This window comes from Streptomyces sp. NPDC006207, assembly GCF_040613835.1.
In the GTDB taxonomy this organism is placed as follows: domain Bacteria; phylum Actinomycetota; class Actinomycetes; order Streptomycetales; family Streptomycetaceae; genus Actinacidiphila.
In genome coordinates, this window is record NZ_JBEXSX010000013.1 from 42067 (window position 1) to 59790 (window position 17724).

Consider the following 17724-nt stretch of genomic DNA (forward strand, 5'->3'; position numbering starts at 1 on the left):
GTCGCCTGCTGTCGGACGTGCGTGCGGGGGGCCGCCGATCGACGCCGGTCCGTTACCTCCTGCCGGGACGTCAGAAAGCCCGCCGCGGCGGGGCGTACGGGTTCACAGCCAGCGCAGCGCGAACCACAGCTCCATGCGTACGTCCGGGTCGTCCAGGTCCGCCTCCAGCAGGGTCGCCGCGCGCCCGATGCGCTGGCGCACGGTGTTGCGGTGCACCTCCAGGGCGACGGCCGTACGGTCCCAGCTCCCGTGCAGGCCGATCCAGGTGCGCAGCGTCTCCACCAGGGCGGGCGAGTCCGCCACCGGCGCCAGCAGCTCCCGCGCCCTGGACCGGGCGTCGTCCGGGGTGACCAGTCCGCTCATGCCGGGCCCGGCTCCGCGATGGATCACCAGCGGCGCACGGGTGGCGACCGCCCGGCGCAGCGCGCCCGCGGCCTGGCCGTCCCCGGTGACGAGGGAGGCCACCGCGACCGGGCCGCTCACCCCGAGGGTCCACCCCGGCTGGGCGGTCACCTCGCGGCCGGCCGGCAGGAGCAGGCGTACGACGGTGCCGCCCGGCTCGATCAGCGCGGTGCCCAGCGCCGCGCCGAGCGCGGCCGCCGCCAGCGGTCCGGCCGGGCCGCCGCGCTTGCGGGCGTGCACGACGGCCCAGCGGGACTCCGGTCCCAGCAGCGGGGCCACCTCCTGCGGCTCCGCGCCCAGCAGCAGCCGCACCAGCGCCGCCGACCGGCCCGCCTCCGCGCTGCCCAGGTGCGGGCCGGTGAGCAGGGAGAGCAGGACCGCGGCGACGTTGGCGACCGCGTGGTCGCCCGGATCGGGGCGGCCCGTGACCAGGACGAGCGCCGGCCGCTCGCTCGGGGGGCCGCCGGCCAGCGCGTACGCCGACAGGCGCGTCCCGCCGTGGGTGTCGGTCGCCGAGGAGGGCGCGTGCGCGTCCGTCGCCGGCAGGACCACCCCGGCCAGCCGTGCCGCCGCCGCACGCGCCTGCGGGTCCGGGGCGGTGCCCGCCGCGTACACCTCGGAACCGTCCGGGGCGATCAGCGCGGCCCACGCGCCCAGGCGGCCGGCGAGCCTGCGCAGCACCGAGGGCACGGGGTCCGGGCGCCCGGCGGCCGCGGCGAGGGCCTGCTGTGCCTCGGTGACGTGCCGCAGTTCACGGACCCGGGCCTCGCCCATGGCCTGCCAGACGGCCCGCGCGACGGCGGTGAAGGGGGTCCGCGGCGGCACCTCCACCAGCGGCAGGGCGTGCCGGTCGCAGGCGGCGACCAGCGCCGCCGGGGTCTCGTCGTGCACCGGGGCGAGACCGAATCCGAGCGCCGCCGCCCCCGCCTCGACCGTGCGGGCCACGTAGCGGTCCAGGTAGGCGCCGGCGCCCGCCGCCGACGCGAAGTGCACCCCCGCGGTCAGCAGCAGCTCCCCGCCGAGCAGGTACGGGAAGGGGTCCTCCATCTCACTGGTGTGCACCCACTGGACGCGGACGTCCCGGTCGGCCGCGGACGGTCCCGCGACCTGGCGCAGCCCGAGGTCGGGCAGGGCGAGCAGGGTGGCGAGCGGGATCGGCGGCGTGGGCGGCGCCAGGTCCTGACGCGGGGGAGTCATGTGCGTTTCCTCCATCCGGACCGGGTGCGATGGATGAAACGTACACTTCAGCGCTTCTTCCTGGCCGCCTATCGTCGCCGCAAAGGAAAGCCCGCGGCTCCGCCCGCGCGACCGATGGAGGAGGGTTCATGGCCGTCGACTACGCCGTGATCATCGGCTATCTGGCCGGCATGCTCGCCGTGGGCTGGTGGGGCATGCGCCGCGCCAGGTCCAAGAGCGAGTTCCTGGTCGCCGGCCGCAGGCTGGGCCCGTCGATGTACTCCGGCACCATGGCCGCGATCGTCCTCGGCGGCGCCTCCACCATCGGCGGCGTCGGCCTCGGCTACCAGTACGGCCTGTCCGGCGCCTGGATGGTCTTCACCATCGGCCTCGGCCTGCTGGCGCTGAGCGTCTTCTTCTCGGCCCGCATCGCCCGCCTGAAGGTCTACACCGTCTCCGAGATGCTCGACCTGCGCTACGGCGGCTCGGCCGGCGTCATCTCCGGCATCGTCATGTGGGCGTACACGCTGATGCTCGCGGTGACCTCGACGATCGCCTACGCGACGATCTTCGACGTCCTGTTCGGGATGGACCGCACCCTGGCGATCATCCTGGGCGGCGCCGTCGTGGTGGCGTACTCCACGCTGGGCGGCATGTGGTCGATCACGCTCACCGACATGGTGCAGTTCGTGGTCAAGACCCTCGGCGTGCTGGTCCTGCTGCTGCCGATCGCGGTGATCAAGGCGGGCGGCTTCGCGGAGATGAAGGCGCAGCTGCCGAGCGAGTACTTCGCGCCCCTGGGCATCGGCGGGCAGACGATCTTCACCTACGTGCTGATCTACACCTTCGGCATGCTCATCGGCCAGGACATCTGGCAGCGCGTGTTCACCGCCCGCAGCGACAGGATCGCCAAGCTCGGCGGCACCGTCGCCGGTGTCTACTGCCTCGTCTACGCGATCGCCGGCGCCGTCATCGGCACCGCCGCCAAGGTGCTGTACCCGAACCTGGCCGCGGCCGACGACGCCTTCGCCACCATCGTCAAGGACGCGCTGCCGGTGGGCGTGCGCGGCCTGGTGCTGGCCGCCGCGCTCTCCGCGGTGATGTCCACCTCCTCCGGCGCGCTGATCGCCTGCGCCACCGTGGCCAACAACGACATCTGGTCGCGGCTGCGCGGCGTGGTCGGCCGCGGGCGGGACGGCGAAGAGAGCGCGCACGACGAGGTCTCGGGCAACCGCGTCTTCATCCTGATCATGGGCGTGGTCGTCATCGTCACCGCCATCGCGCTGAACAACGTCGTCGAGGCGCTGACCGTGGCGTACAACCTGCTCGTCGGCGGGCTGCTGGTACCGATCCTCGGCGGTCTGCTGTGGCGGCGCGGCACCGCGGCGGGCGCCCTCGCCTCGGTGGCCGTCGGCGGCCTGGCCGTCGTGGGCCTGATGGTCTGGAAGGGCATCCTGGCCAACGAGCCGGTCTACTACGGCCTGCTGGCCTCCCTCGTCGTCTACGTCGCGGTGAGCCTCGCCACCAAGCCGACCGATGCCGCCGTGCTGGCGGCCTGGCGGGAGCGGCTGGCCGGACGGACTCCCGTCCCGGCCGCCGAGGGGACCGTTCCGGTCGGATAAAGTCACAAAGCGAGCAGAGCGCAACGAAGCGTACGAAAGAAGGCAGTTACCCATGAGCAGCACCGAACCGCGCGGCCCCATCGACTCCTCCCGCACCCCGCGGTACGCCGGTCCCGCCACGTTCGCGCGGCTCCCGCGCCTCGACGAGGTCGGCACCACCGACGTCGCCGTGGTCGGCGTGCCCTTCGACGCGGGCGTCTCCTACCGCCCCGGCGCCCGCTTCGGCGGCAACGCGATCCGCGAGGCCTCCCGTCTGCTGCGCCCGTACAACCCGGCGCAGGACGCCTCGCCCTTCGCCCTCGCCCAGGTCGCGGACGCCGGTGACATCGCCGCCAACCCGTTCAACATCAACGAGGCCGTCGAGACGATCCAGGCCGCCGCCGACGACCTGCTCGACACCGGCGCCCGCCTGATGACCCTCGGCGGCGACCACACCATCTCACTGCCCCTGCTGCGCGCCATGGCCCGCAAGCACGGCCCGGTCGCCCTGCTCCACTTCGACGCCCACCTCGACACCTGGGACACCTACTTCGGGGCCGAGTACACCCACGGCACCCCGTTCCGCCGGGCCGTGGAGGAGGGCGTCCTCGACACCTCCGCGCTCTCCCACGTCGGCACCCGCGGCCCGCTGTACGGCAAGCAGGACCTCACCGACGACGAGAAGATGGGCTTCGGCATCGTCACCTCCGCCGACGTCTACCGGCGCGGCGCCGACGAGGTCGCCCAGCAGCTGCGCGAGCGCATCGGCGACCGCCCCCTGTACATCTCCATCGACATCGACGTCCTCGACCCGGCCCACGCCCCCGGCACCGGCACCCCCGAGGCCGGCGGCATCACCTCCCGCGAGCTGCTGGAGATCCTGCGGGGCCTGGCCTCCTGCCACCTGATCTCCGCCGACGTCGTCGAGGTCGCCCCCGCCTACGACCACGCCGAGATCACCAGCGTCGCGGCTTCCCACACCGCGTACGAGCTGACCACGATCATGACCCGGCAGATCGCGGCCGGCCGCGCATGAGCGGGCGCAACGGCGGCGACCTGGTCGTCGAATCCCTGACGGCGCTCGGCGCGACGACGGTCTTCGGCCTGCCCGGGCAGCACGCGCTGGGCGCCTTCGACGCGCTGCGGCGCTCGAAGCTGGAGTACGTGGGCCTGCGCGTGGAGAACAACGCGGGCTTCGCCGCGGACGCGTACGCCCGCGTCACGGGCGGCGCCGCGCCGCTGCTGGTCTCCACCGGCCCCGGCGCGCTGATGACGCTCGCCGCCCTGCAGGAGTCGGCCGCCGCCTCGGCGCCGGTCGTCGCCATCGGCAGCCAGGTGCCGGTCGCCGGGCTCGGCGGCGGCCGCCACGGCTACCTGCACGAGCTCGCCGACCAGAAGGCGTCGTTCCGCGACATCGTCAAGTCGGTGCACACCGTCCGCACCGCCTCCCAGATCCCCTCGGCCCTCGCCGCCGCCTGGGAGTCGGCGCTGACCGCGCCGTACGGGCCGGTCTGGGTGGAGATCCCGCAGGACGTGCTGCTCGCCCCCGTCACGGTGCCGCCGGTCGGGGAACTGGCGGCCGGGCCCCGGCCGCTGCGTCCTCGCGCCGAGCTGATCGCCGAGGCGGCGGCGCTGCTGTCCCGCGCCGAGCGGCCGGTCGTGCTGGCCGGCGGCGGTGTCGTGCGCGCGGGGGCCGAGGCCGAGCTGCGCGCCCTCGCCGAGCGGCTCGACGCCCCGGTCGCCTGCACCTTCGGCGGCAAGGGGGCCTTCCCGTGGGAGCACCCGCTGTCGCTGCGGAGCTGGCTGGAGGACCGGCACACCACGGACTTCCTGGAGGAGGCCGACGTCGTGCTGGTCGTCGGATCCGGGCTGGGCGAGCTCTCCTCGAACTACCACACCTTCCGCCCGCGCGGCCGGGTGATCCAGGTCGAGGCCGACCTCGGCAAGCTGGAGTCCAACTACCCGGCGCTCGGCATCCACGCCGACGCCCGGCTCGCCCTCGGCGCGCTCGCCGCGGCCGTGGACGAGCGCCGCGACGCGGGCGCGCCCGAGGCGGTGGCGGCACTGCTGGAGCGGGTCCGGGAGCGTCTCGACGGCCAGGACCTCGGCCTGGAGCAGCGCGTCCTCGCCGCCGTCCGCGACGCCCTCCCCGAGGACGCCCCCAGCTTCTGGGACATGACGATCCTCGCCTACTGGGCCTGGTCCGCCTGGCCCGGCCCGATGCACTCCGCCCAGGGCGCCGGCGGTCTCGGCTACGGCTTCCCCGCCGCGCTGGGCGCTGCCGCCGCGGACCGCACCCGGCCGGTGCTGGCCGTGTCGGGCGACGGCGGCGCGATGTACTCGGTCGCCGAGCTCGCCACGGCCCGGCAGTACGGCCTGCCCGTCACCTGGCTGATCGTCGACGACGGCGGTTACGGCATCCTGCGCGAGTACATGACGGACGCCTTCGGCGAGGCCACCGGCACCGAGCTGGCCCGGCCGGACTTCGTCGCACTCGCCGGCGCCTTCGGCGTCCCGGCGGTCCGCACGAGCCCCGAGCGGCTCCGGGACGACCTCGCGGACGCCCTCGCGGCGCCCGGCCCCTGCGTGGTCGTGCTCCCCGTGCTGCTGCGGATGTTCGCGCCGACGCACCTGGGGTGAACCGGCGCCCGGTCCCGGCCAAGGGGGAAACGTTTCGTCAGACTTTGTCCCGAGACCTCCGCCCGAGCGTTGTCGGACCCTCGTCGTAGTTTTGTTGCGGGAGGATGAAATCCGCACTCCAGGGCGTTGTGATCCTCCGGCGAAAAGGACGGGACGGGAGGACACCGGGTGGCGGCGAAGGACGACGAAGCGAAGGCCGGCGAGGCCGTGAGGGCCGAGGGCTGGCTGCGGCGGCTGATGGGGTACTGCTGGCGCTACCGGGGGAACGTGGGCCTCGCGCTCGGTTCCTCGCTCGCCGGCATGGCCGTGATGGCCCTCGTGCCGCTCGTCCCCAAGCTGATCATCGACGACGTCATCGTCAAGCACGACAAGCCGCTCGCCCCCTGGGCGGCCGTGCTGATCGCCGCCGCGGTCGTGGTCTACCTGATGACCTTCCTGCGGCGTTTCTACGGCGGCAGGCTCGCCCTCGACGTGCAGCACGACATGCGCACCGACATGTTCCACTCGCTCACCCGGCTGGACGGCGCGCGCCAGGACGAGCTCAACACCGGCCAGGTCGTCGGCCGGGCCACCAGTGACCTGCAGCTCATCCAGGGCCTGCTCTTCATGGCGCCCATGATGATCGGCAACGTCCTGCTCTTCGTCCTGTCGATCGTCGTGATGTTCGTGCTCTCGCCGATGCTGACCCTGATCGCCCTCGCCGTCGCGCCCGCCCTGTGGTTCCTGGCCGACCGCAGCCGCAAGCGGCTCTTCCCCGCCACCTGGTACGCCCAGGGCCAGGCCGCCGCCGTCGCCGGGATCGTGGACGGCTCGGTGACCGGCGTCCGCGTCGTGAAGGGCTTCGGCCAGGAGCAGCAGGAGATGTCCAAGCTGCGCTCGGTCAGCGAGCGCCTCTTCGCCGGACGGCTGCGCACCATCAGGTTCAACGCGCGCTACGGTCCCGCGCTCCAGGCGGTGCCCTCGCTCGGGCAGGTCGGCATGCTGGCGCTCGGCGGCTGGATGGCCGTGAAGGGCCAGATCACCCTGGGCACCTTCGTCGCGTTCTCGACCTACCTCGCCCAGCTGACCGGCCCGGTGCGCATGCTCACGATGATGCTCACCGTCGGCCAGCAGGCCAGGGCCGGGGTCGAGCGCGTCACCGAGCTCATCGACACCCGGCCCAGCCTGGAGGAGGGCGCCGGGCAGCTGCCCCGCGAGGCCCCGGCCACCGTCGAGTTCGACCACGTCAGCTTCGGCTACGACCGCACCCGTCCCGTGCTGGACGACTTCTCGCTGACCGTCGAGCCCGGCGAGACCGTCGCCGTCGTCGGCGCCTCCGGCAGCGGCAAGTCGACCGTCTCGCTGCTGCTGCCCCGCTTCTACGACGTGACCGGCGGCGCCGTCCGCGTCGGCGGCCGCGACGTGCGCGAGCTCACCTTCGACTCCCTGCGCGACGCCATAGGGCTCGTCCCGGAGGACAGCTTCCTGTTCTCCGACACCGTCCGCGCCAACATCGCCTACGGCCACCCCGACGCCACCGACGAGCAGATCCTCACCGCGACCCGGCACGCCCAGGCGGACGAGTTCATCAGCGCCCTGCCCGAGGGGTACGCGACCGTCGTCGGCGAGCAGGGACTGACCCTCTCCGGCGGCCAGCGCCAGCGCGTCGCCCTGGCCCGCGCCATCCTCACCGACCCGCGGCTGCTCGTCCTGGACGACGCGACCTCCGCCGTGGACGCCCGCGTCGAGGCCGAGATCCACGACGCGCTGCGCGAGGTGATGGCGGGCCGCACGACGCTGCTCATCGCCCACCGGCGCTCCACCCTCGCCCTCGCCGACCGGATCGCCGTGCTGGAGGCCGGCCGGCTGGTCGACGTGGGCACCCACGAGGAGCTGGAGGCCCGCTGCGCGCTGTACCGGCGGCTGCTCACCGACCCCGACGAGCTCGGCTCGGACGTCGTCACCCACGACCCCGCGGGCGAGGTCGTGCCGCTGACCGAGTGGCCCGGCGAGGGCGCGATCGCGGCCCCGGCGGCACGTCCCGCCACCGAGGCGCCCGCGGAGGGCGGCGTGACGGCGGCCCTGTGGCCGCAGGACCGCCGGCACCGCGACGAGGACACCGGGCGGACGCAGTCGGCGCCCTCCCCGGCCGCCGCGCGCGGCGGCCCGGGCGGCATGGCCTCGGCCATGGCCGGGATGCCCGCCACCCCCGAGCTGCTCGCGCAGGTGGCGGCGCTGCCCCCGGCCCTGGACACCCCGGACGTCGACGAGGACCAGGCGGCCTCCGTCGAGAAGGACTTCGGCCTGCGCAGTCTGCTGCGCGGCTTCCGCGGCCCCCTGCTGCTCAGCCTGCTGTTCGTCGCCGTCGACGCGCTGGCCGGGCTGCTGCTGCCGGTCCTGATCCGGCACGGCATCGACTCCGGTGTGCGGCAGGCCGCGCTCGGCGCCGTCTGGGCCGCCTCGCTGCTGGGGCTGGCCGTGGTCGCCGCGCAGTGGGGCGCGCAGTGGGGCTCCACGCGCCTGACCGGCCGTACCGGCGAGCGCGTGCTCTACACGCTCCGGGTGAAGATCTTCTCCCACCTGCACCGGCTCGGGCTCGACTACTACGAGCGCGAGCTGAGCGGCCGCATCATGACCCGGATGACGACCGACGTCGACGCGCTGTCGACGTTCCTGCAGACCGGACTGGTCACCGCGCTCGTCAGCGTGCTCACCTTCCTCGGCATCCTGGTCGCGCTGCTGGTGATCGACGTCCAGCTGGCGCTGATCGTCTTCGCCACCCTGCCGGTGCTCTTCGTCGCCACCTGGGTCTTCCGCCGCAAGTCCGTGAAGGCCTACGAGCTGGCCCGGGAACGGGTCAGCGTCGTCAACGCCGACCTGCAGGAGCACGTCGCCGGGCTCCGCGTCGTGCAGGCCTTCCGGGGCGAGCGCGGTGGCGCCGAGCGCTTCGCCGACCGCAGCGACGCCTACCGTCGGGCGCGAGTGCGCGGGCAGTGGCTGATCTCGGTGTACTTCCCCTTCGTGCAGCTGCTGTCCAGCGTCGCCGCCGCCCTGGTGCTGATCGTCGGCGCCCACCGCGTCGGCGCGGGCACGCTCACCGCAGGCGCCCTGGTGGCCTACCTGCTCTACATCGACCTGTTCTTCTCGCCCGTGCAGCAGCTCTCGCAGGTCTTCGACGGATACCAGCAGGCGTCGGTGTCCCTGGGCCGCATCCGCGAGCTGCTGCGCACGCCGACCGCCACCCCGCCCGCCGGGTCCCCGCGCGGCGTCGGCCGGCTGCGCGGCGAGATCGCCTTCCACGACGTGCACTTCCGCTACACCGAGGAGGGCGCCGAGGCGCTGTCCGGGATCGACCTGCGGATCCCCGCGGGCCAGACGGTGGCCTTCGTCGGCGAGACGGGCGCGGGCAAGTCGACCCTGGTCAAGATGGTGGCCCGGTTCTACGACCCGACCTCGGGTGCGGTCCTCGTCGACGGCCAGGACATCCGCGAGCTCGACCTGACCGGCTACCGTCAGCGGCTCGGCGTCGTCCCGCAGGAGGCCTACCTCTTCGAGGGGACGGTCCGCGACGCCATCGCCTACGGGCGGATGGACGCCACCGACGCCGAGGTCGAGGCCGCGGCCCGGGCCGTCGGCGCCCACGACATGATCGCCACGCTGGACGGCGGCTACCTGCACGCGGTCTCCGAGCGGGGCCGCAACCTCTCCGCCGGACAGCGGCAGTTGATCGCCCTGGCCCGCGCCGAGCTGGTCGACCCCGACGTCCTGCTGCTCGACGAGGCGACGGCCGCCCTGGACCTGGCCACCGAGGCCCTGGTCAACCGGGCCGCCGACCGGCTCGCCGTACGCCGCACCACCCTGGTCGTCGCCCACCGGCTGACCACCGCCGCCCGCGCCGACCGGGTCGTCCTCCTCGACCACGGCCGGGTCGTCGAGGACGGCACGCACGAGCAGCTCCTCGCCGCCGACGGCCGCTACGCCGAGCTGTGGCGCACCTTCGTCGGCGAGGACGAGAGCAGCGAGGCCGTCGCCTAGGCACCGCCTTCGCGCTTTTGCGGCCCGGACCCCTGTGGTCCGGGCCGCCGCTCTTTGCCCAACGCCCCCTGGCGGCGGGCCACTTCCTCCTCATAGGTTCACGGGCGACGCCCGTCGAACCCCGAAGGAGGGGGCATGCGCAACGCGCTCAGATGGCTGCTGGCGCTGGTGTTCCTCATAGGCACCGCCGGCGGTGGAGCCGCCACCGCGACCGCTGACGAGCCGGACATCAAGGACCGCATCCTGGCGATACCCGGGATGAGCCTGATCGAGGAGAAGCCGGTCACCGGATACCGCTTCTTCGTCCTCGACTACACGCAGCCGGTGGACCACCGGCACCCGTCCAAGGGGACGTTCCAGCAGCGGATCACCGTGCTGCACAAGGGGACCGACCGGCCCACCGTGTTCTACACCTCCGGCTACGGCCTCTCCACGACCCCCTCCCGCCGCGAGCCGACGCAGATCGTGGACGGCAACCAGGTCTCCATGGAGTACCGCTTCTTCACCCCGTCCCGTCCCGCCCCCGCCGACTGGTCGAAGCTCGACATCTGGCAGGCCGCCAGCGACCAGCACCGCATCCACCGGGCGCTGAGCCGGATCTACGCCGGGAACTGGCTCGCCACCGGCGCCAGCAAGGGCGGCATGACGGCCACGTACTACCGCCGTTTCTACCCGCACGACATGGCCGGCACCGTCGCCTACGTCGCCCCCAACGACGTGGTCAACGACGAGGACTCCGCCTACACCCGTTTCTTCCGCACCGTCGGCACCGCCGACTGCCGGGCGCGGCTGAACGCCGTGCAGCGCGAGGCACTCGTCCGCCGCGGCGAGATCGTCGCCCGCTACCAGCAGTACGCCGCCGACAACGGGCTGACCTTCACCACCGTCGGCAGCGCGGACAAGGCGTACGAGAACGTGGTGCTGGACCTGGTGTGGGCCTTCTGGCAGTACCACCAGCAGTCGGAATGCGCGGACGTGCCCGCGGCGACCGCCACCACGGACGCCCTCTACTCCTTCGTCGACTCCGTCTCCGGCTTCGACTTCTACACCGACCAGGGCCTGGAGTACTACACGCCGTACTACTACCAGGCGGGCACGCAGCTCGGCGCTCCGACCTTCGCGACCCCGCACCTGAAGGGCCTGCTGCGCTACCCCGGGATCTACCAGCCGCGTTCCTACGTGCCGCGTTCCATCCCGATGCGCTTCCAGCCCCGCGCGATGCACGACGTCGACACCTGGGTGCGCCACCACGCCGAGCGCATGCTCTTCGTCTACGGGCAGAACGACCCCTGGGGGGCCGAGCCGTTCCGCCTCTCGCGGGGGGCGCACGACTCGTACGTGATGTGGGCGCCCGGCGCCAACCACGGCGCGGTCATCGGCGCGCTGGGCGCGGCCGACAAGGCGAAGGCCACCGCCGAGGTGCTGGAGTGGGCCGGTGTCGCCCCCGCGGCCGTACGTGCCGACCCCGAGGCGGCCAAGCCGCTGGCGGCCTACGACGCCAAGCTCGACCGGAGCACCGAGGCCGCCGGCCGGCTGCCCTTCTGATCGGGTGTCAGAGCCGGCGGGCGCATCCCACGCCCGCCGGCCCGCCGCCCACCCCGACGTACAGCGCCGTCCCCCGGGGGCAGGACCGGCGCTCGCGGGCCAGCTCCACGACCCGGAACTGCGGGGCGTGCGGCCCGGACCCGTCGTAGGGCGTCTCCTTCACCTGTCCCTTCCGGGAGCTGTAGAGGCAGTCGCCCGCGATCGTCCGGGGCCCGCCGCCCCCGCCGGGATCCCCTGGGTGCGGGGCCTTCAGGTTGCGCATGCAGGCGTACCCCTGGGGACGGGCGGCGGTGACGGTGAGCAGGAAGTCCGTGGTCGGCGGGCAGCGGTCGCCGGCCCGTGTGGTGGGCGGGGGAGCGGGCGACGGCGAGGCGGGCAGCAGCCCGTACAGCCGGCCGACGACCCGGGCCCGGGCGCCCGGGTCCGAGCACGCCACCTCCCGGTAGGAGCCCACCGGGTCGCCGGCCGCGCACTCCCCCTGGTCCAGGAAGACCGCGGCGTGCGTGGCGGGCGGGACGTCCGGGCCGGCGGCGCTGCTGCCCGTGCCGCCCGCGCCCGGCGAGCAGGCGGCGAGCAGCACGGCGACCAGCCATGCCGCACCCAGGAGTTGCCCGGACAACACGCGCATGGCGGCCCCCCACCCGTCCCCCCGGGCGAGTTGCCCGTTTTCGGCAGGATAGGTGGCGTGACCTGTTCCCGGGAGGGGCCGCCCCGCGCGCGGCGGGTTCAGTACCGCAGGCCCCAGCCGACGGGGTAGAGCGTCCGCGCCGGGTCGTCCGCCGCCGGAACGGCCACCGGCAGCTTGCCGCTCGGCCGTACCTTGCCCGCCAGCACCCGTGCGGCCGCACGCATCGACACGTCCGTCCAGCCGTAGGTGGCCAGCGCGGCGGCCACCCCGTCCAGCCGGGCGACGTCGTAGGGGTTGCGGATCGCGATCTGCACCACCGGCACACCTGTGGCGACGAGCGCGGCCACCAGCGCGATCTGACCCGTCGACGCCCCGGTGACGTTGTACGTGGCCACCACCACGGCGTCCTTGTCCCGCGCGGCGGCCACCGCCTGGTCGATCACGGCCTGGCCCGGCGCGGTCCCGGTCGACAGGACCTGCGCGGTGTGCCCGAGGCCGGCCAGGGCCGCGCCGAGCACCGCGGTGGGCGGCCCGCCGGTGCTCGAGGGCGCGGCAGGGTCGGCGCCGACGACCAGCAGCCGGCGGTGCGCGGGCAGCGGCAGCGCCCCCTGGTTCGCCAGCAGGGTGACGGTGCGTCCGGTGATCCGGTCGGCCTCCGCCAGGTGGCCGCGGGTGCCGACCACCCGGTCCACGCCGCGGTGGGTGACGTACGGGTCGTCGAGCAGCCCGCGCCGCGCCTTGAGCATGAGGACCCGGGTGAGGGACTCGTCGAGGCGTTCCTCGGTGAGCTCGCCGGACTTCACGGCGGCCAGGACGCCCTGCCAGGCGGTCTCCAGGACCGGCGGGTTGAGCAGCTGGTCGGCGCCGGCCTTCAGGGCGAGCACCGGGACCCGGTCGTCGCCGTACTTCTGGCGCACGCCCTCCATGCCGAGGGAGTCGGTGACGACCACGCCGTCGTAACCGAGTTCCTCGCGCAGGATGCCGGTGAGGATGGGCCGGGACAGCGTGGCCGGGTCACCGGAGTCGTCGAGTGCGGGCACCAGGATGTGCGCGGTCATGATCGAGTCGATGCCGGCGGCGATCGCCGCGCGGAAGGGCGGGGCGTCCAGACGCCGCCATTCCTCGAGCGAGTGCGTGATGACCGGCAGTTCGAAGTGGCTGTCGGTGCCGGTGTCACCGTGACCGGGGAAGTGCTTGGCGGTGGCGACGATCCCGGCCCGCTGGTAACCCTCCACCTGGGCGGCGACGAGCGCGGCGACGGCCTTCGGGTCGGCGCCGAAGGAGCGCACCCCGATGACGGGGTTGGCGGGGTTCACGTTGACGTCGGCGACCGGCGCGTAGTCCTGGGTGATGCCCATCGCCGCCAGTTCGGCCCCGGCGACGGCCGCGGCCCGCCGGGCGTCCGCGGTGCTGCCGCCCGCACCGAGCGCCATTCCGCCGGGGAAGAGCGTGGCGGGGGAGCCGACCCGGGCGACGGCGCCGTGCTCCTGGTCGGTGGAGATCAGCAGGGGGATCCTGGAGGCCCGCTGTATGCCGTTGGACAGGTCGGCGATCTGGTGCGGATCGCGGGTGTTGTGGGCCCACGCGAAGTAGATGATGCCGCCGACGTGGTACTTGGCGATCAGCTCGGCCGCGTTGGAGACCCCGATCTCGGCCTGGTTCGCGGCGACGTCGGCCGGATCGGGGGCGGTGGCCGAATGGCCGTACACGCGCATGACGAAGAGCTGGCCGATCTTCTCCTCGATGCTCATGCGGTCGATGAGCGCACGGACGCGTCTGCGGTCCGTCGCGGCCGCGTTCGCGGTGCCCGGGACGCCGAGGGCGAGGGCGGTGGAGGCGGCCGCGGCGGCACCGAGCACCGTACGGCGGGACGGATGGGGACTGCTGTGCATGACGGACTCCTTCCGGCAGGAGGTGGGGGGCGTGCTGAAAGAAACCTTCAAGCAGACACGCTTAGCCGGAAAGTTATTGTCAGTCAATGAGTTGGGCACGCGCCGGGACGAGCCGGGACGGCACCGCGAGCACCGCCGCGTAGCGCTGGGTCTGGATGCAGCGGATGGTCTCGTCCCCGGTGGGGGACGCCGACAGCTCCCGCCGGCCGATGGTCAGGACGGCTCCGGTGGGCCGGCAGCCCGTCAGCAGGAAACCGAAGCGCCGCTCGTCACCGCGCCGCGGATGCCGTGCCAGTTGCTCGCGCAGAGCGGCGGCCCCCTTGCGGGGCAGACCGGCGAGGAAGGCCTCGAGCTGCCGGGACGAGGTGACCTCGGTGCTGCGGCGGCCGCCGGGCTCCCGGGTGTCCTCGAGACCGCCGAACGCCAGCGTGCTCCCCGGGGCGGGCGGATCGGCCCGCGGGTCCGTCTCCTGCGCGAAGCGCGGCCGCTTCGGCATCCGGTCGCGCGGTACCTCGAACACGGCCACCACCTGGTTGGCGACCAGGCACTGGCCCATCGGGGTCTGCGCGAGACCGAGCACCAGCCGGTCGCCGCTGCGGAAGAGGATCGCGTCCTTCGTGCTGTTGCAGCCGGTGGTGCGGCTCCAGGCGACCAGGACCGAGCGCGAGAAGTCGGTCCGTGCGGCGCGCTGGGCGATGGCGTCGGCGATCTGCGGCGCCGACTTCATGAAGTAGCCGGGAAACCGGCTCAGGTCGCGCTCGCCGTCGAGGACCGTGTGCACCGCGGGCACCCCGCGCGTGGTCTCGGTGAAGTACACGCGCCGGGTGGAGACCGCCCCGTTCCCAGGCGGGGACGCCGCGGTGGACGGTGCCGGGTCCGCGGGTGCGGAGGCCGCCGTGCCCGGGCCGGCGGGCACGGTGGTGATCGCGGAGGGGGCGGGGCCGCCACCGGCGCTGTCGGAGGGGGGCAGACCGGTGGCGGGCTGCTGCCGGCCGCATGCGGCCGAGAGCGTCGTCAGTGACGCAGCCAGCAGCGCGACCGACACCGCTTTGCGGAAGCTTCCCAGCAGCACGCCGGTTGGACGGGATCGGTACGGAAACGGTTCCCTGCGGGTGGATGACATCCGCCCATGGTCAGGCAACGACCCGGGGGTAGTGGACGCGCAACGCCCGAACCGTCTCCGTGATGGCCGGACGTCGCGACGCCCCGGTCCGCCACAAGGCGTACAGGCGCCGCACGGGCGCCGGCTCCAGCGGCACCACGACCACCCCGTCCGGTACCGGCCCGCGCCCCAGCCGCGGCACCAGCGCGATCCCCAGCCCGGCCGCCACCAGCGCCAGTTGCGTCTGGTACTCGGCGACCTGGAACGCCAGGTCCGGCTCGGTGCCCGCCTCCCGCAGGGTCCGCACCAGCCAGTCGTGGCACACGTGTCCGGGCGGCTGGCAGATCCACCGCTGGTCGACGACGTCCTCGCGGACCAGTGCCGCGCGGGCCGCCAGCGGATGCCCGGCGGGGACGAGCACGTCGCAGCGGTCCTCGCCGATCACCACCCGCTCCAGGCCCTCGGGCGCGGGCAGCGGGGCGATGTCCCAGTCGTGCACCACGGCCAGGTCGACGACGCCGCGGGAGACCAGGTCGACCGACAGGTGCGCACCCTCCTCCACCAGCCGCAGCTCCAGCGACGGGTGGGCGGCCGTCAGCCCGGCCAGCACGTGCGGGAGCAGACCGCGCGCGGCGGTCGGGAAGGCGGCCATGGTCAGCCGCCCGGTGGGGCGGCCGCGCCGTTCCTCCAGCGCCACCTCGGCCCGCTCCACGATCGCCATCAGCTCCTGTGCGGTCTCCGCCAGCAACTGGGCGGCCTCGGTGAGCGCCACGCCGCGGCCCTGCCGCTCCAGGAGCGTCGTGCGGGTCTCCCGCTCCAGCTTCGCGATCTGCTGGGACACCGCGGACGCGGTGTAGCCGAGGGCCGTGGCCGCCGCCCCCACCGATCCGTGCACATGCACGGCGTGCAGCGCCCGCAGCCGGGCCAGGTCCAGCATCCGTTCACCTCGTCATCCCGTGCGCCGGAGGCGCACCATTCAGCAACGCTGAAGCCGACAGTGCAGTAATGCTCGCTGGTGCTTAAGGGTACGGTGCCCGATGCTGGAGCGATGCGACCGGTACACCTCGCCCTCGCGGTCCTCGTCGCCGCGGTCTGGGGCGTCAACTTCGTGGTCATCGAGGTCGGGCTGGGCCACTTCCCGCCGCTGCTCTTCTGCGCCCTGCGCTTCCTCGTCGCCGCCGTGCCCGCGGTCTTCTTCGTCCGCCGGCCCGGCGTCGCGCTGCGCTGGATCGTGGCCGTCGGGCTCGTCCTCGGCGTCGCCAAGTTCGGCCTGCTCTTCATCGGCATGGACCAGGGCATGCCCGCCGGGCTGTCCTCCCTGGTGCTGCAGGTCCAGGCGGTCTTCACCGCCCTCCTCGCGGTCGCCCTGCTGGGCGAGCGGCCCGGCCGGCTGCGGATCGCGGGCATGGGCGTCGCGTTCGCGGGGATCGGCGTCGCCGCGTACGACGAGGGCACCTCGGGGCCGCTCGGCGCGTTCGTGCTGGTCGTCGCGGCCGCCGCCTTCTGGGGGCTGTCCAACGTCCTCACCCGGCGCGCCGCCCCGCCGGACGCGCTGAGCTGGATGGTCTGGGTCAGCCTCGTCCCGCCGCTGCCGCTGCTCGCCCTCTCCCTGGTCTTCGAGGGCCCCGCCGCGGACGCCGCCGCGCTGCGCGGCCTCGACTGGAGCGGCGCCGGCGCGATCGTCTACGTCGCCTGGGTCACCACCGTCTTCGGCTTCGGCGCCTGGGGTTTCCTGCTGCGGACGTACGACGCCTCCGCGGTGGCCCCGTTCTCCCTGCTCGTCCCGGTCTTCGGCATGACCTCGGCGGCCCTGCTGCTGGACGAGGGCGTCGGCCCGCTGCGCTGGGCGGCCGCCGTGCTGCTGGTGGGCGGCGTCGCCGTGACGTCGCTGGGCTCGCTCCGGGCGGGCGCCGGGCTCAGGCCGACTCGCCGAGCAGCTGCAGCAGGTGCGAACGCCCCCGCGACAGCAGCTCCGGCAGCGCCCGGACCTGCGGGTACCAGAGCTTCTCGTACTCCCAGCACAGCCAGCCGTCCCAGCCCGCGCGGCTGAGCACCTCCACCGTGCCGGCCAGCGGCAGCGCCCCGTGGCCGAGCGGCAGCGGGGTGGTGTCCTGCGCCGAGGAGACGTCCTTGACCTGCACGTAGCCCAGGTAGGGGGCGAGCACCGGGTAGGTGTGCTCGGGCTGTTCGCCACCCAGCCAGGGGTGCATCACGTCCCACAGCGCACCCGCGTGGTGATGACCCACCAGGCCCAGGATCCGCGCGACGTCCGCGCCGGTCCGGTGCGAGTCGTGGGTCTCCAGCAGCACCCGCACGCCCGCGTCCGCCGCCTCCGCGGCCACCGCCGCCAGCCGGCGGGCCGCCCGGGTGTCGGCGGCGTCCCCGTCGTCGTCACCGGCGCCGGGGAACACCCGTACGTAGGGGGCGCCGAGGTCGGCGGCGAGGCGTACGTGGTCGCGCAGGCCACGCAGCGCCGGAGCGTCCTCACCCGGCGCTGCCACCTGCACGTAGGAGGCGACCGCCAGCACCGCGACACCGGAGCCCCGGAACTCCCCGGCCACGTCCGCGCGCTGCCGCTCCGTCAGGCCGCTGTGCACCGGCTCCTCGTGGCCCGCCCGCAGCTCCACGCCGTGGTAACCGTGCTCCGCGGCGAGCCGGACCACATCCGGCACGGGGAGCCCCGGCACGCCGAGGGTCGAGAACGCGAGCTTCACTTTTCGGACG

11 protein-coding genes and 1 pseudogene are annotated in these 17724 nt (G+C 74.0%); 6 read left to right on the forward strand and 6 right to left on the reverse strand.

All coding sequences use genetic code 11. The features are described 5' to 3' along the window. Positions 1 to 102: 102 nt before the first annotated feature. The gene (locus ABZ312_RS13150; protein ID WP_500437624.1) at positions 103 to 1599 is read right to left on the reverse strand and encodes a PucR family transcriptional regulator; all 1497 of its coding nucleotides are present in this window, start codon (positions 1597 to 1599) and stop codon (positions 103 to 105) included. Between the two features lie 128 nt (positions 1600 to 1727). On the opposite strand from ABZ312_RS13150, the gene ABZ312_RS13155 reads away from it, so the two are divergent. From ABZ312_RS13155 to ABZ312_RS13175, 5 genes are all read left to right on the forward strand, one after another. Further along, positions 1728 to 3200: a sodium:solute symporter family protein gene (locus ABZ312_RS13155; protein WP_500322804.1), complete on the forward strand. Its 1473-nt coding sequence runs from the start codon at positions 1728 to 1730 to the stop codon at positions 3198 to 3200. Positions 3201 to 3252: 52 nt separating this feature from the next. Further along, positions 3253 to 4215 (forward strand): agmatinase, encoded by a 963-nt coding sequence (speB, locus tag ABZ312_RS13160; RefSeq protein WP_499511985.1) that lies wholly within the window; start codon positions 3253 to 3255, stop codon positions 4213 to 4215. Then, positions 4212 to 5819, forward strand: coding sequence for a thiamine pyrophosphate-binding protein (locus tag ABZ312_RS13165; RefSeq protein WP_500437626.1), 1608 nt, complete (start codon positions 4212 to 4214; stop codon positions 5817 to 5819). Before speB ends, ABZ312_RS13165 begins: the two co-directional genes overlap by 4 nt. A 237-nt stretch (positions 5820 to 6056) precedes the next feature. After that, positions 6057 to 9833, forward strand: coding sequence for an ABC transporter ATP-binding protein (locus ABZ312_RS13170; protein WP_500356931.1), 3777 nt, complete (start codon positions 6057 to 6059; stop codon positions 9831 to 9833). A 135-nt stretch (positions 9834 to 9968) separates the two neighbouring features. Continuing rightward, the gene (locus ABZ312_RS13175; RefSeq protein WP_500437628.1) at positions 9969 to 11378 is read left to right on the forward strand and encodes a S28 family serine protease; all 1410 of its coding nucleotides are present in this window, start codon (positions 9969 to 9971) and stop codon (positions 11376 to 11378) included. Positions 11379 to 11385: 7 nt separating this feature from the next. Here the strand turns inward: ABZ312_RS13175 and ABZ312_RS13180 are convergent, their stop codons facing one another. The 4 genes from ABZ312_RS13180 to ABZ312_RS13195 form a co-directional block, all read right to left on the reverse strand. Further along, positions 11386 to 12006, reverse strand: a complete 621-nt coding sequence (locus ABZ312_RS13180; RefSeq protein ID WP_500356909.1) for a hypothetical protein — start codon at positions 12004 to 12006, stop codon at positions 11386 to 11388. Between the two features lie 98 nt (positions 12007 to 12104). Further along, positions 12105 to 13898 (reverse strand): glycoside hydrolase family 3 protein, encoded by a 1794-nt coding sequence (locus tag ABZ312_RS13185; protein WP_500437630.1) that lies wholly within the window; start codon positions 13896 to 13898, stop codon positions 12105 to 12107. Positions 13899 to 13977: 79 nt separating this feature from the next. Then, complete coding sequence (locus ABZ312_RS13190) at positions 13978 to 14970, reverse strand: hypothetical protein (RefSeq protein WP_500322812.1); 993 nt, start codon at positions 14968 to 14970, stop codon at positions 13978 to 13980. A gap of 61 nt (positions 14971 to 15031) precedes the next feature. Continuing rightward, on the reverse strand, positions 15032 to 15937 hold the full coding sequence (locus ABZ312_RS13195) for a LysR family transcriptional regulator (RefSeq protein ID WP_500437632.1): 906 nt from the start codon (positions 15935 to 15937) through the stop codon (positions 15032 to 15034). A 111-nt stretch (positions 15938 to 16048) separates the two neighbouring features. On the opposite strand from ABZ312_RS13195, the gene ABZ312_RS13200 reads away from it, so the two are divergent. Beyond that, complete coding sequence (locus ABZ312_RS13200) at positions 16049 to 17050, forward strand: EamA family transporter (protein WP_500322814.1); 1002 nt, start codon at positions 16049 to 16051, stop codon at positions 17048 to 17050. A gap of 10 nt (positions 17051 to 17060) precedes the next feature. Here the strand turns inward: ABZ312_RS13200 and ABZ312_RS13205 are convergent. Then, a pseudogene (locus ABZ312_RS13205) lies at positions 17061 to 17714 on the reverse strand (sugar phosphate isomerase/epimerase family protein); the annotation flags it as partial. Between the last annotated feature and the right edge of the window lie 10 nt (positions 17715 to 17724).

Excerpts from the sequence above, each read along its gene's own strand:
- speB (WP_499511985.1), top strand. The coding sequence starts at position 3,253 with ATGAGCAGCACCGAACCGCGCGGCCCCATCGACTCCTCCCGCACCCCG.
- ABZ312_RS13185 (WP_500437630.1), bottom strand. The coding sequence starts at position 13,898 with ATGCACAGCAGTCCCCATCCGTCCCGCCGTACGGTGCTCGGTGCCGCC.
- ABZ312_RS13165 (WP_500437626.1), top strand. The coding sequence starts at position 4,212 with ATGAGCGGGCGCAACGGCGGCGACCTGGTCGTCGAATCCCTGACGGCG.
- ABZ312_RS13150 (WP_500437624.1), bottom strand. The coding sequence starts at position 1,599 with ATGACTCCCCCGCGTCAGGACCTGGCGCCGCCCACGCCGCCGATCCCG.
- ABZ312_RS13195 (WP_500437632.1), bottom strand. The coding sequence starts at position 15,937 with ATGCTGGACCTGGCCCGGCTGCGGGCGCTGCACGCCGTGCATGTGCAC.
- ABZ312_RS13175 (WP_500437628.1), top strand. The coding sequence starts at position 9,969 with ATGCGCAACGCGCTCAGATGGCTGCTGGCGCTGGTGTTCCTCATAGGC.
- ABZ312_RS13155 (WP_500322804.1), top strand. The coding sequence starts at position 1,728 with ATGGCCGTCGACTACGCCGTGATCATCGGCTATCTGGCCGGCATGCTC.
- ABZ312_RS13180 (WP_500356909.1), bottom strand. The coding sequence starts at position 12,006 with ATGCGCGTGTTGTCCGGGCAACTCCTGGGTGCGGCATGGCTGGTCGCC.
- ABZ312_RS13170 (WP_500356931.1), top strand. The coding sequence starts at position 6,057 with ATGGGGTACTGCTGGCGCTACCGGGGGAACGTGGGCCTCGCGCTCGGT.
- ABZ312_RS13200 (WP_500322814.1), top strand. The coding sequence starts at position 16,049 with ATGCGACCGGTACACCTCGCCCTCGCGGTCCTCGTCGCCGCGGTCTGG.